The sequence below is a fragment of the Geodermatophilus sp. SMS 5-13 genome (assembly GCF_059428245.1).
The window spans coordinates 1,879,147-1,904,549 of record NZ_CP165729.1 but is presented as its reverse complement, the minus strand read 5'-3'; the positions used below and the strand labels follow the sequence as shown (position 1 = coordinate 1,904,549).

The following is a 25,403-nucleotide window of genomic DNA, read 5'->3' as shown; positions in this document are numbered from 1 at the left end:
CCGGGTTACGGTGCGCGATCAGAGGGCGAGGGCGTGCGAACGGAGGGGACAACGATGTCTCGTGCTGTCGTGACCGGAGGGGCCGGCTTTCTCGGCTCCCACCTGTGCGAGGCGTTGCTGAACCGCGACATCGAGGTGCTGTGCCTCGACAACTTCCTCACCGGCACGCCGGCCAACGTGGCGCACCTGATGGAGCACCCCGGCTTCCGGCTGGTCCGCGCCGACGTCAGCGACTACGTCCACGTGCCGGGGCCGGTGGACCACGTCCTGCACTTCGCCTCCCCCGCCTCGCCGATCGACTACGCCGAGCTGCCCATCCACACGATGAAGGTCGGCTCGATCGGGACCCTGCACACCCTGGGCCTGGCCAAGGAGAAGGGCGCCCGGTTCCTGCTCGCCTCGACGTCGGAGGCCTACGGGGACCCGCTGATCCACCCGCAGCCGGAGACCTACTGGGGCAACGTGAACCCGGTGGGCCCGCGCGGCGTCTACGACGAGGCCAAGCGCTTCGCCGAGGCGCTGACGTCGGCCTACCGGCGCACGCACGGCGTCAACACCGCGATCGTGCGGATCTTCAACACCTACGGCCCGCGCATGCGGCCGCGCGACGGCCGGGCCATCCCGACGTTCATCCGGCAGGCGCTGGCCGGCGAGCCCCTGACCGTCGCCGGTGACGGCAGCCAGACCCGCTCTGTCTGCTACGTCAGCGACCTCGTCGAGGGCCTGGTCCGCTTCCTGCTGTCGTCGGAGACGGGGCCGATGAACATCGGCAACCCGCACGAGATCCCGGTGATCGACCTGGCCCGGCGGATCAAGGAGCTGACCGGGTCGGACTCGCCGATCGAGTTCATCCCCCGGCCGGAGGACGACCCGACGGTCCGCCAGCCCGACATCGGCTACGCCCGCCGGGCGCTGGGCTGGGAGCCGCAGGTGGCCCTCGACGAGGGCCTCAAGCGCACGATCGAGTGGTTCTCCCAGCACCCGGACCTGGTGACCGCCCGCTGAGAAAGGACCCCCTTAACGGCGGCGCAGCGCCCTCGCGGCCGCGACGGCGCCGGCGGCGAGGACCAGCCCGGCGACGACGCCGATCAGCACGCTCTGCGTCATCGAGCCGTTCGCCCGGTCCTCCGGCAGTTCGGCCGCCTTGCTGACGTAGGCCAGCGACGCGGGGTCCTCCATCACCTTCAGGTCGATGTCCAGGCTGGAGATCTGGGTGTTCAGCCGGCGCAGCTCGGTCTCCACCGGGTCGAGCTCCGGCGCCAGCGTGCGCTGGATCTGCAGCCGCTGGTTGAGCAGCCGGGACAGCTCCACGGGGTCGGTCTCCGTGGCCACGGCCTCGTCCAGGGCGGCGACCGGCTGGAGGATCTCCTGCTGCCGTGCCGCCAGGGCGTCCCGGTTGCCGACCAGCAGGTCGCGCAGCGCCGTGGCCTGCGCGACGTCGCTGTCGTGCCGGGCCTTCACGTAGGTCTCCGCCCAGGTCTGCGCGGCCTCCTGGGCCGCCCGCTTGGTGGCGGCCTCGGCCGAGAACACCAGGCCGCTGGAGTCCAGGGCGGTGGCGCTGCGCACCTCGACCTCGGCGTCGTCACCCGCGGCGTCGGTGGCGAGCTTCTCGAACGCGTCGCCCTGCACGTACACGAGCTCCGAGCCGGTCGAGCGGACCAGTGCCGCGCCCGAGCTGCCGCTGGTCCGCGGGAACAGCTGCTGGCTGTCCTCCGTCCGGATCAGCACCTCGGCCTCGGAGCGGTACACCGGGTCGATGACGTACAGCGAGCCGATGGCCACCCCGAGCACGACGAGGAAGGTCACCAGCGCCAGCCACCAGTAGCGGCGCAGCGCGGCCAGGTAGTCGCGCAGTCCGGGCTCCGAGTCGTACGACTCGGGGTCGCGGTGGACGCCGCCGGTCCGGTCGGCGGACGAGCGCGACGTCTCGTCGGCGGCAGTCTCTAGCACGGCGGTCAAGGTACCGGGACGGCAGCCATTACGGGAGAACCCCGACCGTCACGTGTCCCATGCGGTCAGTGATCGTCCGAGCAGCCCGGCGAGCGACGCGTTCGGCTCGGCGAACGTCTCCCTCAGCCGGACGGCGGTCTCCGCGGCCATCGGCGGGAAGGACGCCGGCCCCTCGTTGAGCCGATTGACCAGGTGGCGGGCGCGGTACAGCGTCCGGCTCGGGACCCGGGCGGCGACCCGGCGCAGCGGGCTGCCGGGCCGCTGGACCGCGAGGAAGGCCCGGGCGAACCGGGCCGACCGGGGTGCCCGCCCCTCGTTGTGCCCCCGGGTCACGTCCGGTTCGTAGGGCGCGAGCCCGGCCAGGTCGAACAGCTCGGCGCAGATCTCCCGCGCGCCCCTGCGCAGGTCGTCGGAGAGGTAGATGCGCAGCCGCTCCGCGGGCACGGCGTCGAGCAGCGCGCGCACGTGCGGCGCGTAGACCCCGTTCCCGACGTACTGCATGTCCCGCGCCTGGGGCGGCGAGCTGACCGCGCGGCCCGCCTCGCGGGCGAGGCCGTCCTCGAAGGTGGCGGCGTCCTCCCAGCCGCGCAGCCGGGCGTAGTGGAAGTGCGAGTACGCCCGCGGGACCGGGTTGCGGAGGACGGCGACCACCACCGCCGGCGTGGCGTCCACGATGCGGCGCACCGCGACGGGGTCGTACATCGCCATCGTGTGCTTGGCGACCAGGGGGCCCTCCCCCACCGACGGCGGGAAGTACTTCTCGACCGCGTGCCCCCAGCCCTGGGCGAACTCGTCGTCCCGGCCGAAGAACGGCATCTCCCGGTGCACGTGGCTGCGGACGTCCGGATGGCCGGCCAGGTACTGGAACAGCGCGGTGGAGCCGCTCTTGGGCGCACCGACGATCATCAGCCTCGGCCCGGGACGCATTCGGGGGATGGTAGGGCCCGACAGCCCGGAAACGCGGCTCCGCTGAGCTACCCTCGCCCCGCCGTACCGCCGTCGGGGGACGGCGGACGCCCGGAGGAGTGCGGTGAGTTCCTCGAACGACAGGCGGGCGCGATCGTGATCGTGCCGCTGCTGGCCGTGGCCGCGTCCTTCGTCGTCTGGGCGCTGGTCTACCGGAGTGTGGTCCGCCACCCGCTGGACGCGATGGCCCTCACCCTCTACTACCTGGCGCTGCAGCTGCTGTGGCGGCCGCTGATGCTGGCCTCGGGGCTCGACACGCCCTTCCCCACGGTGCTGTTCGAGGACCGCGACACCGAGACCCTGATCCTGCAGGCCCAGGCGATCGTCGTGCTGTTCCTGCTGGCCCTGTGGGCCGGCGCCCGCCTGCTCACCCCGCTGGTGCGGCCGGTGTCGGTGATCTTCCCGCAGTCCCGCGGCCCGCTGTCCCCGCGGACGCTGGTGATCCTCACCGTCGTCCTGACCGGCGTCGCCTTCGCCGCGACCGTCGCGCTGTGGATCCGCTACGGCGGGCCGGCCGGGCTGCTGCAGGCGTCGAAGGTCGACCGGGACCTCGCCGACAGCCGGGCGCTGCGGTCGTTCCCCATGCTGGCCGCGCTGGTGGGCATCGCCGCCTTCTTCTCCGTCCGCCGGGCCCCGCTGCTGAAGCTGATGGTCTTCGGGATGATCGCGGTCAACGGCTACCTCAGCTGGACCTGGGGAGCCCGCGACGTGCCCGTGCTCTCGGTCGTTGCCCTGCTGGCCGGGTCGCTGATCTTCGGCCGGACCGGCCGGCGCGCCGCCCGCCGCCCGGACGGGCACTGGCTGCGCGACCCCCGCTGGCGCCGCCGCTTCCTGCTGGTGCCGGTGCTCGCGCTGCTGCTGGCCTTCACCCTGCGCACCGCCCGGGACACCGTGCTGTGGGGCGACCTCGCGCCGACGATCGAGGGGCAGGGCACCGTCCGGCAGGTCGCCGTCGCCACCAACAACACCTTCTACGACGCGCTGCTGCTCTACATCGACGACTGGCCCGACCGGTTCGACTTCACCGGGGGCGCCGACTTCGTCAACGGCTCGGTGGCCGCGCTGCCCTCGGTGCTCATCGGCCAGCAGGAGCCCTTCGTCTCCCCCGCGGTGCAGCTGGCCCAGACCTACATCAACCGCAACAACGGCTTTCCGGCGACCGCCGTCGGAGACTGGTACGTCAACCTCGGCATCGCCGGCGTCGTGCTCGGCGGGCTGCTCAGCGGCCTGGTCGCCCGCGCCGCCCAGTTCGCCTTCCGCCGGTTCACGCGCGACCCGCTGATCTGGGGCTTCAGCCTGGTCTTCATGATCCGGATCTTCCCCGGCGGCGTGTGGGCGACCTCCGCGCCGAAATGGGTGGCCCTCGGGCTGCCGCTCATCGCGTTCACCCTGCTGGTCAACCTGTTCGTCCGCCGGGCGCGCGACGAGCCGGTGACCGCTCCCGCACCGCCGCGGCCGGCCGGGGAGGACGGCGCCGGCGCGGAACGGACGGCGTCGGCTCCTTGACCGCTCCGCTCGCCCGAGGCCCGGGGGACGCCGCAGCGCGCCGGGCCCTGCGCCGTGACACCGGCCTGGTCGCCGTCGGCCAGCTGGTCGCCGTCGCCAGCGCTTTCCTGCTCACCCTGGTCGGGGCGCGGGTGCTGCCGCCGGACGAGTTCGGCGCCCTGTCCTGGGCGCTGAGCTGGCTGACCTTCCTCGCCGTCCTGGCCCAGTTCGGGCTCACCCAGGTGGCCACCATCGCCTTCGCCCAGCAGGAGCGCTCGACCCACGCGGCCCTGCTGCGGCGACTGCTCGCGGCGCAGGCCGTCGGCATCCTGGCCACCGCCGTGCTCTGGCAGTGGGCGGTCGGGCCGGCGACGGCCGCGGCCGGCACCCCGCCCGAGGTGTACCGGCCGCTGGTGCTGCTCGTGACGCTGTGGCTGCCCGTGGCGGCCGTCGGCCCGGACCTGGTCAACGTGCTGCGGGCCCGCGACCGGTTCGGGTCCGCGCTGATGTTCGGCGAGCACGTGCGGCGCGTCGTCCTCGTGGCCGTCCTGCTCGTCGCGGCCGCCGCCGCGACCCCGTCGGCGCAGGAGGCGATCGAGTGGACCGTCGCCGTCGAGACCGCCGTCTACCTCCTCGGGCTGCTGCTGCTGATCCGCGTGGTGACCGCGGGCGGCAACGGCCGGCACGCGGCCGGCTCCGTGCCGCGCACCGGGCCGGCCGGCGCGGTCCCGGCGGACTCGCCGTGGCGGCTGCTGCGCTCCGGCAGCACGTTCACCCTCGCCACGCTGGCGTCGGTGACCGTGCCGCAGGCGGGCGTGTGGCTGCTCGCGGTGGTCGCGCCCGTCGAGGAGGTCGCGGTGTTCTCCGTCGCGGTCCGGATCGCGGTGCTGGTCGCCGTCCCGACGGCGATCGGCATGCGCACCCTCGCCCCGCGGATCGCCGCCGCCTCCGGCGCCGGCTCCCTGGCGGCGCTGCAGGAGCCGGTCCGGCGGTTCGCGGTCTGGTCGACCGCGGCCACGGCGCTCGCCGTCGCCGTGCTCGCCGCGGCCGGCCCGGTGCTCCTGCCCGCGCTCTTCGGCGCCGGGTACGAGGCCGCGCTCGTGCCCTCGCTGGTCATGTCCGCCGGCGTCCTCGTCAACGCCTGGACCGGGCCGTGCTCGGTGGTGCTCTCCCACGCCGGGCGGCAGCACGTCGTCGCGGTCAGCGCGCTGGTCTCCTCGCTGGCGTTCGCCGGGCTGGCGACCTGGTGGGGCTCGGTCTGGGGCGGCACCGGGGTGGCCGCGGCCGCGGCGGTGGCCATGAGCCTGCGCAACCTGTACCTGGCGCGGGCCGCCCACCGGACGCTGGGCATCCGTACGATCGCCCTCCCGGCACGGAGAGGACAGTGATGCCCGGCCCGCAGTTCCTGATCATCGGCGCGGCGCGATCCGGGACGACGGCGCTGTTCCAGTACCTCGCCGAGAACCCCCGGCTGTTCCTCACCGAGCCGAAGGAGCCGCACTACCTCGCGCTGGCCGGCTCCACCCCGGCGTTCACCGGGCCCGGCGACCGGCAGACCATCAACCGGCTCGCCGTCACCGATCGCGACGCCTACCTGCAGCTGTTTCGGGACGCCCGGCCGGACCAGCTCCGCGGTGAGGCGTCGGTGTCGACGATGTACTACCCGGACGCCGTCACCCGGCTGCGGGAGATGGCGCCCGACGCGCGGCTGGTCGCCCTGCTGCGCGACCCGGTGGACCGCGCCTTCTCCGCCTACGGGTTCATGCGCACCCGCGGCTGGGAGCCGTGCGCGACCTTCGAGGACGCGCTGGCCGACGAGCCCCGCCGGATCGCCGAGGGCTGGCACCACATCTGGCACTACACGGGCATGAGCCGGTACGGCGAGCAGCTGCGGCACGTGCTGGAGGTCTTCCCCCGCGAGCAGCTGCTCGTGCTGCGGCACGAGGACATGAGCGCCGACCCGGACGCCGTCCTGGCCCGGGTGTACGCCCACCTCGGCGTGCCGGCCGTCCCGCGCACGGTCGATCCCGACCCGCACCGCTCCGGCGAGCCGCGCAGCCGGTTCCTCGGCCGGGTGGTGAGCACCCACCACCCGCTGAAGAAGCTGCTCTCCCCCGTCGTCCCGACGTCGCTGCGCCGGCGGCTGCGGCGGCAGATCGTCGCCCGCAACATCGTCCGGACCAGCTACCGGCCCGAGACCCGGCGCGCGCTGGTGGAGACCTTCGGCCCCGACCTCGACGTGCTCGAGCAGGTCACCGGCCTCGACGTGGCCGCGTGGCGGGCCCCCGAACGGCGGGCGCGCAGCCGCGGATGACCCGCCTGTTCATGACCCTGCGGCTGCCCGACCGCACCGGCGCGGCGAAGATGGCGCTGGAGTTCGCGCGGGCGCTGCGCGCCGACGGCTTCGACCTGACCCTCGTGCACGGCCCCGTTCCGCGGCACGGGCCGAGCATCCTGCCCGACGTCGCGGCCCTCGGTGTCCGGACCGTGCTCGAACCCCGGCTGGAGCGGCCCTGGGACCCCCGCCTGGTGCCCTCCCTGGCCGACCGGGTGCGCCGGGACGCCGGCCGGTGCGTCATCGGGGTCAACCAGCGCGATCGCGCCCCCGCCCTGCTCGCCGCCGCCCGCGCCGGCGTGCCCGGCGTGCTCATGGTGCAGAACCAGCACCACTTCTGGGGCCCGCGCCCGCTGGCCGCCCTCAAGCGGCGCAGCTACGCCGCCGTCGTCGCCCGCGCCACCACGCTGGCCGTCTGCACCTCCACCGTCGTGCGCGACGAGATGACCGCGTTCGGCGTGCCCGCCGAGCGCACCGTCGTCCTCCCCAACGGCATCTCGGTGACCCCGCCGGTCGCGCTGTCCGAGGCCGAGCGGGCCCGGCTGCGGGCGGAGATGGGCGCCGGCGAGGGCGACGTCCTGCTGCTCAACGTGGGCCGGCTGGACCCGCAGAAGGGCCAGGACCTCCTGCTGGCCGCGCTCGACGGCCTCGACGCGCCGGTGCACGTCGCGCTGGTCGGCTCCGCCGGGGACTCGGTCGCCGCCCGGCGGACGGCGGACTTCGCGGGGTCCCTGCACCGGCAGGTCCGCGACCTCGGCCTGGCGCGCGCCGTCACCTTCCTCGGCTGGCGGGACGACGTCGGCCGGCTGCTGGCGGCCGCCGACGGCTACGTGCACACCGCCCGCTGGGAGGGCCCCGCGCTGCCGCTCGCCGTCATGGAGGCCATGGCGGCCGGCTGCCCGACCGTCTTCACCGACTGCTCGGGCCGGCCGCCGGTGTTCGAGGAGCGCCGCGACGGGCTGCTGGCCCGCAGCGGGGACCCGGCGTCCATCCGGGCGCGGATCGCCGAGCTGGCGGCGCTGCCCCCGGACGGCCGCGCCGCGATGAGCGCCGCCGGCGCCGCGCTGATCCGGGCGCACTACCGCGTCGAGGACCTGGGCGCCACCTTCAGCGGGCTCGTCCGCGGCGTGCTCGGTGACGCCGGCTGAGCAGCGTCCCGTAGAGCTCGACGTGCGCCTGCACCATCCGCTCCGGCGCGAAGTGTTCGACGAAGCGGCGCCGTCCCGCTGCGCCGAGCCGGGCGGCGAGCTCCGGATCGGTCAGCACGCGCACCAGGTCGCGGGCGAGGTCGTCGACGGCGCCCGCGGGTGAGAGCAGCCCGGTCTCGCCGTGGACGACGACCTCCGGGATCCCCTCGACGGCGAAGCCCACGACGGGCTTCGCCGCGGCCATCGCCTCCAGGTTGACGATGCCGAACGCCTCCCAGCGCGACGGCAGGGCCAGCACGTCGACCGCGCGCATCACGTCGGCGAGGTCGTACCGCCAGCCCGTGAAGTGCACGTGGCCGGCCACGCCGAGCTCGTCGGCCAGCGCCTCCGCCTCGGCCCGCCGGGTGCCGTCCCCGACGACGAGGACGTGTGCCCCGGGCACCTGCGCCAGCACCGTGGGGACGGCGCGGATCAGCAGGTCGGCGCCCTTCTGGTCCTCGATCCGGCCGACCAGCGCGATCAGCGGCGCGTCGGCCGGGAGCCCGAGCTCCGACCGCAGCCGGGCGCGGTCGGCGGCGGTCGCGTCGCCGACGGCCATCCGGCTGGCGTAGTGGATGACCGTGACGTCCGCCGGCCGGAACAGCCGGGTGCGGACGCCGACGTCGGCGATTAACCGGGAGCCGGCGACGTAGTGCGTGGTGAACAGCCCGAGCGCCCGCTCGACCAGCCGGTACAGCGAGCGCTTCGGCTGCGGCACCCCGGCGTGGCCGGCGTAGGCGTGCAGCATGTGCACCCGCACCGGCGTCCCGGCCGACCAGGCCGCCACCCGCCCCATCGCGCCGGCCACCGAGGTGTGCGTGTGGACGACGTCGTAGCGGGCGCGGCGGATGTGCGCCCGGATCCGCAGGAACTGGCGGAGCAGCTCGACCGGCCCGTCCGGCGTCGCCTGCTTGAAGTGGCCGGCGCCGTGCGAGGGGGCGTAGTCGAGCACGGGCAGGCCGCTCGCCCGGATCTCGTCGTCGAGCGGGCCGCCGCCGGAGAGGGCGATCGTGGTCTCGAACCGGTCCGGCGGCAGCAGGGTGGCCAGCTGGAGCAGGTGCTCGGCCGAGCCGCCGACGGTGATGCCGGTCAGCTGCAGCACCTTGATCCGGTCGCTCATCTTTGCTCGTCCGCGGCGACGGCGGTCGGCCACATCGTCAGCCGGCGGCCGAGCAGGTCCTGCAGGTCCCGCACGTCGCCGGCCAGGTCGGCGGCCAGCCGGGCGCGGGTCGCCGGGGCCACCGCGGCCCGGTCCAGGTTGGCCGAGCGGATCCGCTCGCGCTGCCGCTGCGGCACCGCCGCGGTGACCACGCGGCGCAGGGCCGGTGAGCGCCGCAGGGTGTTGAGCGCGGAGGTGATCGCCCGGCTGCGGGGCAGCCCCGCGGCGTTCACCTGCCGGGAGGCGTCGATGGGGACGTCGGCGTCCACGTCGAGGAACTCGAGGACCCGCCGCAACTCCCCCGCCGGGTCGGCGGCGAACTCCTCCTGGATCACGACCAGCAGCCGGTCCCCGAAGGCGGCGGCGAACGGCGCCAGCTGCTCGGCGTAGCGGCTCAGCCGGGCCAGCTGCCACATGTGGCCCCACCCGGCCCGGGTGCGCTCGTCCTCGGCGGCCAGGCACTCCTCGAACGACCCGGCGTCGTAGCCCCGCGAGCGCAGGTACAGCCAGCTGGAGAAGGCCCGGTCCACCGGGTCCCGCAGCAGCACCACCAGCCGGCAGCCGGGCGCGCAGTACCGACCGATCGCCGGCACCGACGCGTCCGGGTGGGCGAGGGTGGTCACCGACCCCTCGCCGCGGCGCCGCTCGGGCCGCCCCCGGAACAGGTTCCGCCAGCTCTGCTCGTCCCGGACGGCGACCCGGTTGATCAGGTCGTCGTCGCCGAGGCCGGTGAACCGCGGGGCACCGCCGGGGAAGGCCAGGAAGTGCGGCTCCTTGGGGGTGGAGACGAAGACGTCCGGGTGCTCGCCCAGGAACGAGGTGAGCGCGGTCGTCCCGCTCCGCGCCGCCCCGATGACCAGGAAGTCCGGGGCGTCCGTCACCGGCCGGATGCTACCGGCGCCGTCCCCGCATCCCGCCCCACCGGCGCCCGCGCCGCGCCACCCCCGCATTGGGGGTCGGCCGGACCCACGGGCGGGAGTGTTCCCGAAAGCCGTCCTCCCGGACTCTGTGATCACGAGAGAAAGGGCGGGCCCGCGATGATCGAGGTGTCCTACCGGCAGAGCCGGCGACCGGCGGTGCGCACGCTGTCGCGCGCCCGAGCCGTCGAGCTCTCCGCCCCGGACCGCCTTCCGGCCACCGCGCCCGAGCACCTGTTCCCGGCCGACCGCGAGCCGCGCGAGCACCGCGGGCTGGTCCGGGGCGGCCTGCTCGCCCTCGACGCCGTCGCGCTGGCCCTGCCGATGCTCTGGCTGGGCGGTGTCGACCCGGCCGGCCCCGCGCTCGTCGCCGCCACCCTCCTCGTCCTCGCCCTGACCGGCGCGTACCGGCCCCGGATCACCCTCAGCGCGCTCGACGAGGCGCCGCGCCAGCTCCCGCGGCTCGCCCTCGCCCTGCTGCTGGTGGCCCCGTTCGCCAACCTCGCCGGGCTGGCCGTGGCGATGCACGCGCTGTGGGCCGTGCCCTGCTTCGTGATCGGCCGCAGCATCGGCTACGCGGCCCTCCGCGGCGCGCGCCGGCACCGGCTCGTCGGGCGGTCCACGCTCGTCGTCGGCGGCGGCCGGCTGGGCATGGACCTGCTGGCCACGATGCGCGAGCACCCCGAGTTCGGCCTCCGCGGCGTCGGCTTCCTCACCGACGGCAGCCCGCTCGACGACCGCGAGCCGCTCGGCGGCCTGGAGGACCTCGACCTCGTCCTCGACACCTACGGCGTCCGCACGGTCATCGTCGCCTACGGGACGACCCGCGAGGCCGACCTGGTCGGCCTGGTGCGCAGCGCCGCCCGGCGCGACATCGAGGTCTACGTCGTCCCGCGGTTCTTCGACGTGGGCACCACGCCGAGCGGCCCGGACGTCGAGGACCTGTGGGGCATCCCGCTGCACCGGGTGCGCCGGGACGCGCTGCGCCGCAACGTCTACCGGGTCAAGCGGCTCATCGACGTCGCGGTGTCCGGGGTGGCCCTGACCCTGCTGTCCCCGCTCCTGCTCGTCGTCGCCGGCGCGGTCCGGCTCAGCAGCCCCGGCCCGGTCCTGTTCCGCCAGCCGCGCACCGGGCACGACGGCACGGAGATCTCGATCCTCAAGTTCCGCACCCTGCGGATGCCCGCGCCGGAGGAGTCCCCCGAGCGGCTCGGGGGCACCGGCTCGACGCGCAGCACGATGCACGCCCGGCAGATCGACGTGGAGCGGCGGCAGACCCGCATCGGCAACCTGCTGCGCCGGACCAGCCTCGACGAGCTGCCGCAGCTGTGGAACATCCTCCGCGGCGACATGTCCCTCGTCGGGCCGCGGCCGGAGGAGTGCACCTACGCCGCCCGGTTCGCCGACTCGGTGCACGGCTACCGCGACCGCCACCGGCTGGCGGTCGGCCTCACCGGCTGGGCGCAGATCCACGGCCTGCGCGGCGAGACCTCGATCGAGGAGCGGGCCCGGTTCGACAACTCCTACATCGAGCACTGGTCGCTCTGGCGCGACGTCGTGATCCTGATCCGCACCCTGGCCGCCGTCCAGCGGCAGGCCTTGAACACCGCGGTCCGCACGGCGACCAGCCGGTGACCCGCACCGGTACGCACCCCTCCCCTGCTGCCCCGGGCCGACACCGACGTGCCCCTTCGAGATGAGAGTGCCGTGATCAAGCGCAGTCCCGCAGCTGCCCCTCAGGGGGACGCCACGACCGCTCCGCACCGGCCGGTCGGGCCGACGCTCAGCCGCCGCAGCGCCCTGTTCCTCGGGGTGGCCGGGCTGGCCGGCGTCTCGGTCCTCGGCTCCCGGCCGACGGCGAGCCCCGCCCTCGCGCTGAGAAAGGACACCCAGCAGGTCCTCGACCTCCGCAAGGACTTCGGCGCCAAGGGCAACGGCGTGACCGACGACACCCGGGCCGTGCAGCGGCTCCTCGACGAGTCGGCGAAGCGCCGCGCCCTCGCGTTCGTTCCCGCGGGCACCTACCGGTGCACGACGGGCCTGCTGCTGCGCTCCGACGTGCAGCTGCAGCTCGATCCGGGGGCCCGCCTGCTCAAGGACTGGGTGGCGCCGCCGGGGATGATCGACGCCTTCCTCCGCAACGCCGACTTCGCGCAGAAGGCCAACCGCGTGCGGATCACCGGGACGGGCAGCATCGGCGCCCGTGACCACAGCCAGACCGGGGTCCTGATCGGCATCCTCGGGGACGACGTGGAGATCCGCGGCGTCACGCTCGACACCTACGCCGGCGGGCAGGCGCTCATGTACGGCGGGGACCGCGGGCGCATCAGCGGGGTCACCGTCGGCAACAGCGCCGTCGAGACCGGCACGGGCGGCATCCGCGTGGTCGCGGGCACGGGCTTCCTCGGCACCGACTGCCACGTCGAGTCCGGCGACGACTGCTTCCAGTTCGCGCCGATCGGCAACCCCGAGGCCGAGCCCACCCTCTACAACCAGAGCATCACCGGCGGCAGGTTCGTCGGGTGCACCGGGACCAGCGCGGTCAGCCGGTTCATGGTCGCGCTGCTGGAGTTCACCGGCGGCGACCCGGGGACGACGGACATGGACGCCTCGGTGTCCGACTGCTCGTTCGTCGACTGCCACGGATCGGCGGCCAACCGCGGCATCGTCGTCAAGAACACCCACAGCATCGGGCACATCGCCCGGCTGGCGTTCACCGACTGCACCGTCGACATGTCCGCGGCCGCCGACGGGTCCATCCAGGAGATCCGGGTGCAGACCGACGCCGGGGACCAGGGCGACATCCGTGACGTGACCTTCACCCGCACGAACATCCTCAACGCGGTGAACAGCACCCTGCGCGTGGGCGGCCCGAACATCAGCGGCCTGACGTTCGACGAGTGCACCTTCACCGCGCCGACCGGCGCGGCGCCGAACATCGCGGTCGTCGACGGCACCGACCGTCCGACGTTCCGCGGGTGCACCTTCGTGGGCGCACCCGGCAAGCGGATGCTCCTGGCCGGCCCGGTGAACCCGGTGACGGACCTGTCGGTGGAGAACTGCACGTTCACCGAGATCCCCGACGGCGTGTTCGCGGTCGACGTGCTCGGCGCCACCGGCGCCCGCGTGGCCGGCTCCACCTTCCGCTCGGCCGCCGGGACCACGACCTCGCGGGGGCTGCGGATCGCGCCCGACGCCACCGGCGTCGTGATCGACGGCAACGACCTCACGGGCATCGCCCACGCGCTGCCGGTCCTCGACCGCGCCACCGACACCACCCTGAGGGGCAACCCCGGGCTGTAGACACCGCGGCCGCACCCGGAACCTGGGCGATCGGTCGGCCGGGTGCTGGTCACGGTCGCGGTCGGGCGGCATCCTGCCGGTGCGCCCCGGGGAGGTGTCCCATGGACGATCCACCACAGCCTGAGCCCCGCCAGGAGCAGGAGGACGGGCGGGCGCCCGGCCCGCGGGTCGGCCGCCGCACAGTCCTGCTCGCCCTGGGCGCGGCCGCCGCCGGGCTGGCCGCCGTCCCGGTGGTCGACCGGCTGTCCTCCGCCGGGTCGTCCGCGGCGCCCTCCCCCACCGGGTCGCCGGCCGTGTCCTCCCCCACCGGATCCACCACCGTGCCCTCGCCCGCCGGGTCGCCCGCGGCCGGAACCCTCGACGCCAAGGACTTCGGCGCCACCGGGGACGGGACCACCGACGACACCGACGCCGTGCAGCGGCTGATCGACGCGACGGCCCAGCAGGCCCGCGTCGGTGTGCTCCCCGCCGGCACCTACCGCTGCACCCGCAGCCTGCTCGTGCCGGCCGGCGCCCAGTTGCGGCTGGACGACGGCGCCCGCCTGCTCAAGGACTGGGCGGCACCCTCCGGCCTGGTCAGCGCCTTCCTCCGGAACGCCGACTTCGCGGCGAAGTCCGACAAGGTGCAGATCAGCGGCGGCGGCACGATCGGGGCGGCCGACCACAGCCGCACCGGTGTCGTGCTCGCCCTCTACGGGGACGACGTGTCGGTACGCGACATCACCGTCGACACCTACGCCGGCGGCCAGGCGGTCATGTTCGCCGGCGAGCGGGGCCGCTTCGAGCGGGTCACGGTCCGCAACTCCGCCACGAAGACCGGCACCGGCGGCATCCGGGTGATCGGCGGCAGCGACTTCCTCGGCACCGACTGCCACGTCGAGTCCGGCGACGACTGCTTCCAGTTCGTGCCGATCGGCAACCCGGACGCCGAGCCCACGCTGTACAACCAGAGCATCACCGGCGGCAGCTTCGTCGGGTGCACCGGCGTGAGTTCGGTCAGCCGGTTCATGGTCGCGCTGCTCGAGTTCACCGGCGGGGAGCCGGGGACGACGGACATGGACGCCTCGGTGACCGACTGCTCGTTCGTCGACTGCCACGGGTCCGGGGCCAACCGGGGCATCGTCGTGAAGAACACCCACAGCAGCGGCGCCATCGAGCGGCTCGCGTTCACCGACTGCACCGTCGACATGTCCGCGGCCGCGGACGCGTCCACCCAGGAGATCCGCGTGCAGACCGCCCCGGCGTCCCGGGGCGCGATCCGCGACGTGACCTTCACCCGGACCGACATCACCCACGCCGTGAACAGCACGCTCCGGGTCGGCGGCCCGAACATCGGCGGCCTGACGTTCGAGGAGTGCACGTTCACCGCGCCGACCGGGGCGGCGCCGATCACCGCGGTCGTCGACGGCACCGACCGGCCGCGGTTCCGCGGGTGCACCTTCGTCGGCGCCCCCGGCAAGCGCCTGCTCGTGGCCGGTCCCAGGACCCCCGTGACGGACCTGTCGGTCGAGGACTGCACGTTCGCCGAGATCGCTGACCGCGCGTTCGGAGTGGACCTGCTCGGCGTCACCGGCGCCCGCGTGGCCGGCTCGACCTTCCGCGCGGCCGACGGAGCGACGACCGCACGGGCGATCCGGGTCTCCCCCGGCGCGAGCGGCGTGGTGATCGAGGGCAACGACTTCACGGGGATCACCGACGCCCAGCCGGTCGCCGACGGCGCAGCCGACACCACCCTCGGGGACAACCGGGGCCGGTGAGCCCGCTCCACCGGAACCGGACGGTCCGTCGCCGGTCCACTGGTCAGGGTCGGGGTTCGGCGTCATCCTGACCCGCACGGCGCCCGGCCCAGGCTGCCGTCGGGTCCGCCCCCCGCCCAGCCACGGCGGCGGCCGGCCCCGCGCAGCTGCCAGCCGGTGCGCCACGGGGAGGTCTCCGATGCACGACGAACCGCACGCCGACCCCCCGCGGGCGGCCGCCTCGCTGGTCAGCCGCCGCACGGTGCTCCGCGTCGGCGGGGCCGGGCTGGCCGTCGTCCCGCTGGTCGACTGGCTCTTCCCTGCCGAGGCGCCGGCGGCGACGACCCTCAACGCCAAGGACTTCGGCGCCACCGGCAACGGCACCACCGACGACACCGCTGCCGTGCAGCGGCTCATCGACGCGACCGCGCAGCAGGCCGGCGTGGGCGTGTTCCCGTCGGGCACCTACCGCTGCACCCGCAGCCTGCTCCTGCCGGCCGGCGCGCAGCTGCAGCTGGGCAGCGGCGCGCGGCTGCTCAAGGACTGGGCGGCGGCCCCCGGCCTCGCGAACGCCTTCCTGCGGAACAAGGACTTCGCCGTGCGGTCCGACGGCGTGCGCATCACCGGCCCCGGGACGATCGGCGCGCGGAACCAGACCAGGACCGGGGTGATCGTCGCCCTGTACGGCAACGACGTCCTGCTGCAGGACCTCACCATCGACACCTACGCCGGCGGGCAGGCGGTGATGTACGCCGGCGATCGGGGCCGCATGGACAAGGTGCGCATCCGGAACAGCGCGGCGGCCACCGGCACCGGCGGCATCCGGGTGATCGGCGGCGCGGATTTCCTCGCCACCGACTGCGACGTCCAGTCCGGCGACGACTGCCTGCAGTTCGTGCCCATCGGCGACCCGGCCGCGCTGCTGTTCGACATGAGCATCACCCGGGGCAGCTTCGTCGGCTGCACCGGCACCAGCACGGTCAGCCGGTTCATGGTCGCCCTGCTCGAGTGGACCAGCGGGGACGGCGGCATGACCGCCTCGGTCAGCGACTGCTCCTTCACCAACTGCCGCGGGGCGGGCACCAACCGGGGCATCGTCGTCAAGAACACGCACAGCAGCGGCGCGATCCAGCGGGTGACGTTCACCGACTGCTCCGTCGACATGGCGCGGGCCGCCGACGCGGGAACGCAGGAGATCCGCATCCAGACCGACCCGACCTCCCGCGGCGCCGTCCGCGACGTGACGTTCCTCCGCACGAGCATCACCCGGCCGGTCAACAGCGTCCTGCGCATCGGCGGCCCCAACATCAGCGGGATCACGTTCGACACCTGCACCTTCGCCAAGCCGTCCGGCACGGTGAACGTCCTCGCGGTGGTCGAGCAGGCCGACACCGTGCGGATGGTCCGGTCGACCTTCACGGGTGCTCCCGGCAAGCGGCTGCTCGTGGCCGGGCCGACCGCACCGGTGACGAACTTCTCCGTGGAGCAGTGCCAGTTCACCGAGATCGGGAACGGGTTCTGGGGGGTCGACCTGGTCGGCGCGAAGGGGGCCCGGGTGGCCGGCTCCACCTTCCGGCAGGCCGCCGGGGCGACGACCGCCCGCGCGGTCCGGGTGTCGGCGGCCTGCAGCGGAGTGGTCATCGAGGGCAACGACTTCACCGGCCTGACCAACGCCACGAAGATCACCAACAGCGCCTCCGGCACGACCATCCAGAACAACCGCGGCTGACCCCGGAGCCGAGTCACTCCGAGAATTGACGGTCCATTCCGCATGTCGGGAATTCCGGTGTATCGGTTAAATCGATTCATGCCGATGTTCCGGCATTCCCGGACCACTGATTCCTGCGCCGCCCTGCGATCGCCGTCGACCGCGCCATTGGTTGCGTCTGCAAACGGTTGCAAGAAGCAACCAGCAGCTCTCCCACCTGCATCTACGCAGCGGTAGCAACCGGTCGCCGTCGGTGAGACGAAGGGGTCCGCCGCCGTCTGCTCCCCCCAATTTTGGGATCCCTCCTCCCCCCTGCTTCGGCTGTGACTGTGAGTCCGCTGTCAGCAGTCTTTTGCCTAGTCAGTACGGGGATTCGCTCGAGGGAGCAGGTGGATGGAAACGCCCAGTTTGTCGCGACGTGACGTTCTCAAGATCTCGGCGGCGGGAACGGCGGCAATGGCCCTTCCCGTGTCGGCGGTCTTGAAGGCCGCGACGGCGTCCCAACTGCCGGCGAGCCAAATGCCGACGCCATTCACGCAGAATTTCAAGGCGCCGGCCGTTCTGGAGCCGGTCCACAGGGATGACATCCGCAGCGACGTCTACGGATATGTCCCCGACGACTTCGTTCCCCCGGCCGACGGCGGCCACAAGCCGGGCGAGCCGATCCGGGGCAGCGAATACCTGGGCACCGACTACTACCGGATCACGGAAGGCAACGTCCAGGTCCAGCTCATCCCGGGCATCTGGACCAAGATGTGGGGCTACAACCGCTCGGTCCCGGGCCCCACCATCCGGACCTACCTGCAGCCCGACCCGGCGAACCCGGGCCAGAAGATCCCCCGGCGGGCCGTCATCCAGGTCGCCAACGAACTCCCCAAGCGCCACCCGACGCTCGGCTACATCCCGTGGACCTCCCTGCACCTGCACGGGTCGCCGTCCAAGCCGCAGTACGACGGGTACGCCGCCGACCTGACCAACCCGGGCGAGTGGAAGCACTACCAGTACCCGAACAACTGCACCCCGCGGACCCTCTGGTACCACGATCACGGCGTCCACCACACCGCCGAGAACGTCTACATGGGCCTGGCCGCCCAGTACCACCTCGTGGACGAGGAGCTGGAGAAGGCGCTCGGCATCCCCCGCTGGGACCGGGACAAGGCCGCGGCGGGTAAGCCGCAGTACGAGTTCCCGCTCATCCTCGGCAACGTCGCGTTCACCGCGGAGGGCCAGCTGCTGTTCGACGACAGCAGCCAGTCCGGCGTCTACGGCGACGTGATCCTGGTCAACGGGGTGCCGTGGCCGAACATGAAGGTCGAGCCGCGCAAGTACCGGTTCCGGATCCTCAACGGCACGCTCGCGCGCGGCTTCAAGCTCCGGTTCAGCAACAACATGCCGTTCAAGGTGATCGCCACCGACGGCGGCTTCATGCAGACCGCGCAGGAGGTCACCACCCTCACGATCGGCATGGCCGAGCGCTACGAGATCATCGCGGACTTCGCGCCGCTGAAGGGCGCCAAGGTCCAGCTGCTCAACGACGGCGTCGCCAACGCCCGGGACTTCGACCACACCGGCAAGGTGATGCAGTTCGAGGTCGGCAAGGGTGTCACGAGCTTCGACGGCAACCAGTGGCCCAGCGCCCTTGGCCCCGGGCACCCGGTCATGGCGCTCAAGGCCGCCGACCGGTCCGCGGTCCGAAGCATGCGACTGCACCGCAGCAACAGCATGTGGAAGATCAACGACCTGACCTGGGACGACGTCGTCCAGTCCAAGTACGAGTACGTCTTCGCCAACCCCGCGCGCGACGCCATCGAGATCTGGGACGTGACGAACGACTCGGGCGGCTGGTTCCACCCGCTGCACATCCACCTGATCGACTTCAAGGTCCTCAGCCGCAACGGCCAGCCGCCGCGGCCGGAGGAGAAGGGCCCGAAGGACGTCGTCTACGTCGGCGAGAACGAGACCGTCCGCCTGCTCATGCGCTTCGAGCACGAGGACGGGCGCTACATGATCCACTGCCACAACCTCTCGCACGAGGACCACGACATGATGTTCCAGTACCAGGTGGGGCATCACGACATCGACTGCGACTCGATCAACGCCGCGCCGCCGCAGCCGCTGCCGGCTCCGGAGCTGACCGGGGAGCTGCCGGCGGACGTCCGGCCCATCCCGCCTGCTGCTGCCGAGCCCGTTGCTTCCGAGAGCACGAGCACCGCGACGACGACGTCCGAGACCACCAGCACCACGACGACCACCTCCGGCGGTACGGCGTGACTGCCTCGGTGATCACCCCGGAGCGGACGACGTCCGCTCCGGGGGCCGAGACCGGGACTCCCCTGGCCCGGTGGCTGCGGGTCGGCGCGCTCGGCGCCGGGGCCGCGGGCGGGCTGCACGTCGCCGTGGCGGTCGACCACCTGGGCGCCGGGGAGCTGGCGGTCGGCTTCTTCCTGCTCACGGCGGCCGCCCAGCTCGGCCTGGCCGGCTGGCTGCTCATGACCAGCTGGACGGGCTTCCGGCCGGACCGCCGGCTGGTGACCCTGGCCCTCGTCGGCACCGTGGCGCTGATCGGTCTCTACGTCGTGGCCTACACGACCAACCTGCTCGACGCCTTCGCGATCACGGACGGCGCCGGTGGGCACGCCGGGCACGGCGGGCTCAGGCACGACCCGGGGATCGATCCCGTGACCGGGGTCGACTACTCGACGGGCATCGCCATCCGGTCGGGTCCGGTCGCCATGGCCGGCGAGGTCGCGCCGGCCCGGCACGCGCCGGGGCTCCTCGGCCCCGCGACCGTCGCCGCCGAGGCGCTCCTGATCGCCGCGCTCACCGCGCTCCAGCCGGCCCGGTGGCGGCGGCGCACGGTCAACGGACTGCTCGCCCTCGGGGGGCTCGCCTGGGCGCTGTGGTTCACCGGCGTCCTCGGCTGACAGCTGTCAGCACCGCTGACCCCCACGGATTGGGCGGCCGAGCCACCCCCACGCGCGGCTGCCCCACCGCTTCCACCTCCACGAATGTCCTCGGTACAGCCGCCCTCGCGGTTGCCACGGAGGCCAACGAATAGTCCGGAGAATCCGATGCCAGACCTGATCCGACGCCGGACCGCGAGCTCCGCGGACCGGCGGCACGTCCCGCTCCTGCGCCGTCGACGGCTGCTGGTGCTGCTCCTGGCCGCGCTGCTGCTGCCGTTGGGCCTGGCCACGTCGCCGGTGGCGGCGCAGGAGGTCACGGTGAAGAACCCGGGCGGCCTGGTGCAGGCCGGACCGGTGGACCCCGCGAACGGCTTCCCGGCCTGGTACGAGGACAGCGCCGGACGGCGGGTGGCGCCATGCTTCGACGTGAACAACCCGCTCTGCGGCCTGCTCCCGGCCGACGCGCCCAACCCCTCGGCGCCGATCTCGTTCCCGGGCAACTTCCCCGGCGAGTCCTTCTACCAGCTGGTCGCGGCCGACCTGCCGCTGACCGGTGGCGGCACGGCCAAGCTCACCCTGGGCCTGGAGGCCACCTTCTCCATCGGCAACCCGGCGGCGGGCGACCAGATCGTCTTCGCCCGGGCCCGGGTGGACATCCGGGACGGGGCGGCCAGCTCGACGTACCGCATCAAGCACCCCTTCGGTGAGATGACCGTCGACACCGAAGCCGACGGCCGCGGCCGCCTGGTGGAGGACATCGGCGTCTCGGTCGGCAACTTCGACCTCGTGAAGACCGGGAACTTCGGCCCGTTCCTGCGGTGGAACCCGGCCGTGACGCCGGCCGCGCCGGCGGGCTACCTGGGCGACCCCGACGTCCTGCACCGCGTCATCGGCAGCCCGACCAACTTCAACCGGATGACCGTCTGGCTCGGGGCGAACCAGCAGGGCACCACCGACCTGTTCAGCATCACCGGCAAGATCGCGACCAACACCGGCCTGACCGTCGACCGGGCCGCCGTCAACGGTGGCTTCCTGGACGTGTTCGCCACCAGCAAGGGCAGCCAGCTCGAGGTCGCCGGTCAGGACGGGCGCTTCCCCACCACCCCGATGAAGACCGACCCCGGCAGCGACCGGTTCTACGCGCGCGTCCCGCTGCAGGCCGGCGCGGCCCTCCCCACGGAGGTCGTCGTCCGCAACACCGGGGACAGCCCGGTCAGCTCGAAGACCTACAAGATCAGCGGCGTCACGGTGAGCCAGGCCACGTACGACGGCACGAACCTCACCGTGTCGGCCACGGCCATCGCACCGGCCACCTACCCCCTCGAGGTCGTGGGCCTCAAGAACGCCGCCGGTGCCGCGGTGAAGCTGACCTCGGCCGCGCCGGTGAGCACCCCCGTGCTCGCCCCGCCGGCCACGGTGACGGTCAAGGATGGCGCAGGCACCACGGCCACCCTCCCGGTGACCATCCTGTCCGGCCCGGCCACGCCGGGCACCGGGACCGGCGACACCCCGCCGGATCCGGCCTCGCTGCCCGGCGCCCCGACCGGTGTCCAGGCCACGGCTGGGAACGGCCAGATCGCCGTCAGCTGGGTCGCGCCGACCAGCACCGGCACGTCGCCGCTGCTGCGCTACCTGGTGACCGCGGTCGACCCGGCCGGCGTGGTCTTCCGGGCGACGGCCACCCCGGACACCCTGCAGGCGACGGTGGCCGAACTGCTCAACGGCACCCGGTACACGGTCCGGGTCCGAGCGGTGAACAGCTCCGGCGCGGGCCCGTCGTCCGATCCGCTGCAGATCACCCCGGTCGCGCCGCCGGCGTGACCCGCACCGGCTGAACCCCGAGGGCCCGCCACCGACCGGTGGCGGGCCCTCGGCCCGTTTCGCGGATGCCGATCGCCCGGCCGGGGCCTAAGGTCGGCGTCCCCACGAGCTTTCCCTCCCGGGGGACCGATGGACTGTTGCGATCCGGCGGTCGCGACCGCCGGCCTGTTCGTGGGCATCGTCGTGGGCTTGACCGGCATGGGCGGCGGCGCGCTGATGACGCCCGTCCTCATCATGTTCTTCGGCGTCGACCCGCTGGCGGCGGTGTCCAGCGACGTCGTCGCCAGCTTCTTCATGAAGCCGATCGGTGGGCTCGTGCACCTGCGGCGGGGCACGGTGCACCTGGGGCTGGTCCGCTGGCTGTGCGTGGGCTCGGTCCCCGGCGCCTTCTGCGGCGTGCTCCTGCTGCGCGCGCTCGGCTCCGGCGAGCAGCTCACCGAGGTCCTGCTGCTCGTGCTCGGCGGCGTCCTCGTCCTGGCGTCGGCCGGCATGGTCGCCAAGGCCTACCTCAACCTGCTGCTGCGGCAGCGCCTGCGCCGGGCGGGCGGGCAGCCCGAGCCCGAGCAGGCGCTCGCCACGGTGCGGGTGCGCCGGCTCACCACCGTGCTGGTCGGCCTCGGCGGCGGGCTGGTAGTGGGCATGACCTCGGTCGGCGCCGGATCGCTGATGATCGTCGCGCTGCTGCTGCTCTACCCGGCGCTCCGGGCCGGGCAGCTGGTCGGCACCGACCTGGTCCAGGCCGTGCCCCTGGTCGCGGCCGCCTCCGTGGGGCATCTTCTGTTCGGCGACTTCACGCTGGGCCTGACCGTGAGCGTCCTGGTGGGGGCGATCCCGGGGGTCTGGCTGGGCGCGCGGCTGTCCTCCCGATCGCGCGGCGGCCTGGTCCGCAGGGCGCTCGCGGTCGTGCTGTTCGCGTCGGGGCTCAAGCTGCTCGGCGTCCCGACCGGCCTGGTCCTCGCGATCGTCGGCACGGCGGTGGCCGCCGGTTCGATCGCCTGGGTCTGGCTGCGCACCCGCATGGGGGAACCGCCGCGCGCCTGGCAGCGCCGGCTCCGGCAGCCCCCCGGCCCGATCGCCGAGCCCCAGCCGGGTGCCGGTTCCCGAGGAGAGTGGCCGTGACCGACACGCTGACCCACCTGCAGCGGCTGGAGGCCGAGAGCATCCACATCCTGCGGGAGGCGGTCGCCGAGAGCGAGCGCCCGGTGATGCTCTACTCGATCGGCAAGGACAGCTCGGTGATGCTGCACCTGGCCCGCAAGGCGTTCCACCCGTCTCCCCCGCCGTTCCCGCTGCTGCACGTGGACACCACGTGGAAGTTCCGCGACATGTACGAGTTCCGGGACAAGACGGCCACGCGGCTGGGCCTCGAGCTGCTCGTGCACCAGAACCCGGAGTGTCTGGAGCTGGGCATCAACCCGTTCACCCACGGGTCGGCCGTGCACACCGACATGTGGAAGACCCAGGGGCTCAAGCAGGCGCTGGACGCGTGGGGCTTCGACCTCGCGTTCGGCGGCGCCCGCCGTGACGAGGAGAAGTCGCGGGCGAAGGAGCGCATCTTCTCCGTCCGGACGGCGCAGCACCGCTGGGACCCCAAGCAGCAGCGTCCCGAGCTGTGGCGCACCTACAACGTGCGGCACGGCAACGGCCAGAACATCCGCGTGTTCCCGCTGTCGAACTGGACCGAGCTCGACGTCTGGCAGTACATCCTGCTCGAGCAGATCCCGATCGTGCCGCTGTACCTCGCCGCGCCCCGCCCGGTCGTCGAGCGGGACGGCGCGCTGATCATGGTCGACGACGAGCGGATGCCGCTGTTCCCGGGCGAGGAGCCCCAGCTGCGCAGCGTCCGGTTCCGCACCCTGGGCTGCTACCCCCTGTCCGGCGCGGTGGAGAGCACCGCCGACACCCTGCCCGCGGTGATCCAGGAGATGCTGCTGACCACGACGTCGGAGCGGCAGGGCCGGGTGATCGACCACGACTCCACCGGCTCGATGGAGAAGAAGAAGCAGGAGGGCTACTTCTGATGACCGCGCCCTCTCCTCTGATCGCCGCCGACGTCGAGGCGTACCTCCGCGCCCACCAGCACAAGAGCATGCTGCGGTTCATCACCTGCGGCAGCGTCGACGACGGCAAGTCCACGCTGATCGGCCGGCTGCTCTACGAGTCGCACCTGGTGTTCGAGGACCACCTGGCCGCGCTGGAGGCGGACTCGAAGAAGGTGGGCACCCAGGGCGGTGAGCTGGACTTCGCGCTGCTGGTCGACGGCCTGACCGCCGAGCGGGAGCAGGGCATCACCATCGACGTCGCCTACCGGTTCTTCGCGACCGAGAAGCGCAAGTTCATCGTCGCCGACACCCCCGGGCACGAGCAGTACACCCGCAACATGGTGACCGGCGCGTCGACGGCCGAGGCGGCGGTCATCCTCATCGACGCGCGCAGGGGCGTGCTGACCCAGACCCGCCGGCACAGCTACCTGGTCTCGCTGCTCGGCATCCGGCAGGTCGTGGTCGCGGTCAACAAGCTCGACCTGGTCGGCTACTCGCAGCAGGTCTTCGAGTCCATCGAGGCCGACTACCGCGCGTTCGCCGCCCGCCTCGGGCTGACCGACGTCGTGTGCATCCCGATGTCGGCCCTGCGCGGCGACAACATCACCGGGCCGAGCCCGCGCACGCCCTGGTACCACGGGCCGACGCTCATCGGCTGCCTGGAGACGCTGCCGGTGGGCCGTTCCGCGCAGGACGGGCCGTTCCGGATGCCGGTGCAGTGGGTGAACCGGCCGAACCTGGACTTCCGCGGGTTCGCGGGGCTCGTCGTGGGCGGCCGGGTCCGCGTCGGCGACCGGGTCCGGGTGGTCCCGTCCGGCCAGGAGAGCACCGTCGCGCGGATCGTCACGATGGACGGCGACCTCGACGAGGCGGTCGCCGAGCAGGCCGTGACGGTCACGCTGGCCGAGGAGATCGACGTCAGCCGGGGCGATCTGCTCTGTGCCGCGGGGTCGCCGGCCGGCGCCGCCGACCAGTTCGAGGCGCACGTCGTCTGGATGGCCGAGCAGGAGATGCTCCCCGGCCGCCCCTACCTGCTCAAGCTCGGCACGGCCACCGTGCCGGTCTCCATCGGGCGGCCCAAGTACCGCGTCGACGTCAACACGCTGGAGCACGCCGCGGCGAGCACCCTGGCGCTCAACGAGATCGGCGTCTGCAACCTCAACCTCGACCGGCCGGTCCCCTTCGACCCCTATGCCGAGAACCGGGACACCGGCGGGTTCATCCTCGTCGACCGGCTCACCGACGCCACCGTCGGCGCCGGGATGCTGCACTTCGCGCTGCGCCGCGCGCAGAACGTCCACTGGCAGGCGCTGGACGTGAACAAGGAGGCGCACGCGGCGCTCAAGGGGCACCGGCCCTGCGTCGTCTGGTTCACCGGCATCCCCGGCGCCGGCAAGTCCTCCATCGCGAACCTGGTGGAGAAGCGGCTGCACGCACTGGGCGTGCACACCACGCTGCTGGACGGCGAGAACGTGCGGCACGGGCTGAGCAGGGACCTCGGCTTCACCCCGGCCGACCGCGTGGAGAACATCCGCCGGGTCGCGGAGGTCTCCCGGCTGATGGTCGACGCCGGGCTGGTCGTGCTCGTCTCGTTCATCTCCCCGTTCCGGGCCGAGCGCCGCCGGGCCCGCGAGCTGGTCGGCCCGGGCGAGTTCTGCGAGGTCTTCGTCGACACCCCGCCGGCCGTCGCCGAGCAGCGCGACACCAAGGGCCTCTACGGCAAGGCCCGCCGCGGCGAGCTGACGAACTTCACCGGCATCGACTCGCCCTACGAGCCGCCCGAGCACCCGGAGATCCGGATCGACACCACCGCGACGACGCAGGAGCAGGCCGCGGAGGAGGTCGTGGCGCGGCTGCGGGCGATGCACGTCCTGCGCTGATCGCCCTG

At 73.3% G+C, this 25,403-nt stretch carries 19 protein-coding genes; 15 read left to right on the top strand and 4 right to left on the bottom strand.

Annotated features, from left to right (window positions below; genetic code table 11):
- Window positions 1–69 precede the first annotated feature (69 nt).
- Window positions 70–1,005 (top strand): UDP-glucuronic acid decarboxylase family protein, encoded by a 936-nt coding sequence (locus AB3388_RS09245; protein ID WP_495410468.1) that lies wholly within the window; start codon window positions 70–72, stop codon window positions 1,003–1,005.
- A gap of 12 nt (window positions 1,006–1,017) precedes the next feature.
- On the opposite strand, the gene AB3388_RS09240 is transcribed toward AB3388_RS09245, so the two are convergent.
- A complete protein-coding gene (locus AB3388_RS09240) occupies window positions 1,018–1,950 on the bottom strand; it encodes a hypothetical protein (protein WP_495410467.1) in 933 nt (310 codons plus the stop codon).
- A 48-nt stretch (window positions 1,951–1,998) separates the two neighbouring features.
- Window positions 1,999–2,877, bottom strand: a complete 879-nt coding sequence (locus AB3388_RS09235; RefSeq protein ID WP_495410466.1) for a sulfotransferase domain-containing protein — start codon at window positions 2,875–2,877, stop codon at window positions 1,999–2,001.
- A 135-nt stretch (window positions 2,878–3,012) separates the two neighbouring features.
- Between AB3388_RS09235 and AB3388_RS09230 the strand changes: the two genes are divergently transcribed.
- From AB3388_RS09230 to AB3388_RS09215, 4 genes are read left to right on the top strand one after another with little or no spacing between them, the layout of a single operon-like run.
- Window positions 3,013–4,422: a hypothetical protein gene (locus AB3388_RS09230; RefSeq protein WP_495410465.1), complete on the top strand. Its 1,410-nt coding sequence runs from the start codon at window positions 3,013–3,015 to the stop codon at window positions 4,420–4,422.
- Window positions 4,419–5,789, top strand: a complete 1,371-nt coding sequence (locus AB3388_RS09225; protein WP_495410464.1) for a lipopolysaccharide biosynthesis protein — start codon at window positions 4,419–4,421, stop codon at window positions 5,787–5,789. The genes AB3388_RS09230 and AB3388_RS09225 overlap by 4 nt, the downstream gene beginning before the upstream one ends.
- Window positions 5,789–6,715: a sulfotransferase family protein gene (locus AB3388_RS09220; RefSeq protein WP_495410463.1), complete on the top strand. Its 927-nt coding sequence runs from the start codon at window positions 5,789–5,791 to the stop codon at window positions 6,713–6,715. Before AB3388_RS09225 ends, AB3388_RS09220 begins: the two co-directional genes overlap by 1 nt.
- A complete protein-coding gene (locus tag AB3388_RS09215) occupies window positions 6,712–7,884 on the top strand; it encodes a glycosyltransferase (protein WP_495410462.1) in 1,173 nt (390 codons plus the stop codon). Before AB3388_RS09220 ends, AB3388_RS09215 begins: the two co-directional genes overlap by 4 nt.
- Here the strand turns inward: AB3388_RS09215 and AB3388_RS09210 are convergent.
- Both AB3388_RS09210 and AB3388_RS09205 read right to left on the bottom strand, forming a co-directional pair.
- The gene (locus AB3388_RS09210) at window positions 7,844–9,043 is read right to left on the bottom strand and encodes a glycosyltransferase (protein ID WP_495410461.1); all 1,200 of its coding nucleotides are present in this window, start codon (window positions 9,041–9,043) and stop codon (window positions 7,844–7,846) included. The genes AB3388_RS09215 and AB3388_RS09210 overlap by 41 nt on opposite strands.
- Window positions 9,040–9,963, bottom strand: a complete 924-nt coding sequence (locus AB3388_RS09205) for a sulfotransferase family protein (RefSeq protein WP_495410460.1) — start codon at window positions 9,961–9,963, stop codon at window positions 9,040–9,042. Before AB3388_RS09205 ends, AB3388_RS09210 begins: the two co-directional genes overlap by 4 nt.
- Before the next feature lie 156 nt (window positions 9,964–10,119).
- On the opposite strand from AB3388_RS09205, the gene AB3388_RS09200 reads away from it, so the two are divergent.
- The 10 genes from AB3388_RS09200 to cysN all read left to right on the top strand — a co-directional run bounded on the left by AB3388_RS09200 (window position 10,120) and on the right by cysN (window position 25,395).
- Complete coding sequence (locus AB3388_RS09200; RefSeq protein WP_495410459.1) at window positions 10,120–11,634, top strand: exopolysaccharide biosynthesis polyprenyl glycosylphosphotransferase; 1,515 nt, start codon at window positions 10,120–10,122, stop codon at window positions 11,632–11,634.
- 72 nt (window positions 11,635–11,706) lie between these two features.
- A complete protein-coding gene (locus tag AB3388_RS09195) occupies window positions 11,707–13,302 on the top strand; it encodes a glycosyl hydrolase family 28-related protein (protein WP_495410458.1) in 1,596 nt (531 codons plus the stop codon).
- A 101-nt stretch (window positions 13,303–13,403) separates the two neighbouring features.
- Window positions 13,404–15,059, top strand: coding sequence for a glycosyl hydrolase family 28-related protein (locus AB3388_RS09190; protein WP_495410457.1), 1,656 nt, complete (start codon window positions 13,404–13,406; stop codon window positions 15,057–15,059).
- Between the two features lie 178 nt (window positions 15,060–15,237).
- Entirely contained in the window at window positions 15,238–16,767 is a 1,530-nt protein-coding gene (locus tag AB3388_RS09185; RefSeq protein WP_495410456.1) for a glycosyl hydrolase family 28-related protein, read from the top strand.
- A gap of 372 nt (window positions 16,768–17,139) precedes the next feature.
- On the top strand, window positions 17,140–19,017 hold the full coding sequence (locus tag AB3388_RS09180) for a multicopper oxidase domain-containing protein (protein WP_495410455.1): 1,878 nt from the start codon (window positions 17,140–17,142) through the stop codon (window positions 19,015–19,017).
- A complete protein-coding gene (locus AB3388_RS09175) occupies window positions 19,014–19,670 on the top strand; it encodes a hypothetical protein (protein ID WP_495410454.1) in 657 nt (218 codons plus the stop codon). Before AB3388_RS09180 ends, AB3388_RS09175 begins: the two co-directional genes overlap by 4 nt.
- Window positions 19,671–19,817: 147 nt before the next feature.
- Complete coding sequence (locus AB3388_RS09170) at window positions 19,818–21,473, top strand: fibronectin type III domain-containing protein (RefSeq protein WP_495410453.1); 1,656 nt, start codon at window positions 19,818–19,820, stop codon at window positions 21,471–21,473.
- 129 nt (window positions 21,474–21,602) lie between these two features.
- The gene (locus AB3388_RS09165) at window positions 21,603–22,592 is read left to right on the top strand and encodes a sulfite exporter TauE/SafE family protein (RefSeq protein ID WP_495410452.1); all 990 of its coding nucleotides are present in this window, start codon (window positions 21,603–21,605) and stop codon (window positions 22,590–22,592) included.
- The gene (gene cysD, locus AB3388_RS09160; RefSeq protein WP_495410451.1) at window positions 22,589–23,494 is read left to right on the top strand and encodes a sulfate adenylyltransferase subunit CysD; all 906 of its coding nucleotides are present in this window, start codon (window positions 22,589–22,591) and stop codon (window positions 23,492–23,494) included. Before AB3388_RS09165 ends, cysD begins: the two co-directional genes overlap by 4 nt.
- Window positions 23,494–25,395 carry a sulfate adenylyltransferase subunit CysN gene (gene cysN / locus AB3388_RS09155; protein ID WP_495410450.1) on the top strand — a complete coding sequence of 634 codons (1,902 nt, stop codon included), beginning with the start codon at window positions 23,494–23,496 and terminating at the stop codon, window positions 25,393–25,395. Before cysD ends, cysN begins: the two co-directional genes overlap by 1 nt.
- Window positions 25,396–25,403 lie beyond the last annotated feature (8 nt).

Coding starts and splice junctions, on each gene's coding strand:
- AB3388_RS09210 (WP_495410461.1), bottom strand. CDS start 9,043: ATGAGCGACCGGATCAAGGTGCTGCAGCTGACCGGCATCACCGTCGGC.
- AB3388_RS09170 (WP_495410453.1), top strand. CDS start 19,818: ATGCCAGACCTGATCCGACGCCGGACCGCGAGCTCCGCGGACCGGCGG.
- cysN (WP_495410450.1), top strand. CDS start 23,494: ATGACCGCGCCCTCTCCTCTGATCGCCGCCGACGTCGAGGCGTACCTC.
- AB3388_RS09180 (WP_495410455.1), top strand. CDS start 17,140: ATGGAAACGCCCAGTTTGTCGCGACGTGACGTTCTCAAGATCTCGGCG.
- AB3388_RS09165 (WP_495410452.1), top strand. CDS start 21,603: ATGGACTGTTGCGATCCGGCGGTCGCGACCGCCGGCCTGTTCGTGGGC.
- AB3388_RS09190 (WP_495410457.1), top strand. CDS start 13,404: ATGGACGATCCACCACAGCCTGAGCCCCGCCAGGAGCAGGAGGACGGG.
- AB3388_RS09215 (WP_495410462.1), top strand. CDS start 6,712: ATGACCCGCCTGTTCATGACCCTGCGGCTGCCCGACCGCACCGGCGCG.
- AB3388_RS09220 (WP_495410463.1), top strand. CDS start 5,789: ATGCCCGGCCCGCAGTTCCTGATCATCGGCGCGGCGCGATCCGGGACG.
- AB3388_RS09235 (WP_495410466.1), bottom strand. CDS start 2,877: ATGCGTCCCGGGCCGAGGCTGATGATCGTCGGTGCGCCCAAGAGCGGC.
- AB3388_RS09185 (WP_495410456.1), top strand. CDS start 15,238: ATGCACGACGAACCGCACGCCGACCCCCCGCGGGCGGCCGCCTCGCTG.
- AB3388_RS09200 (WP_495410459.1), top strand. CDS start 10,120: ATGATCGAGGTGTCCTACCGGCAGAGCCGGCGACCGGCGGTGCGCACG.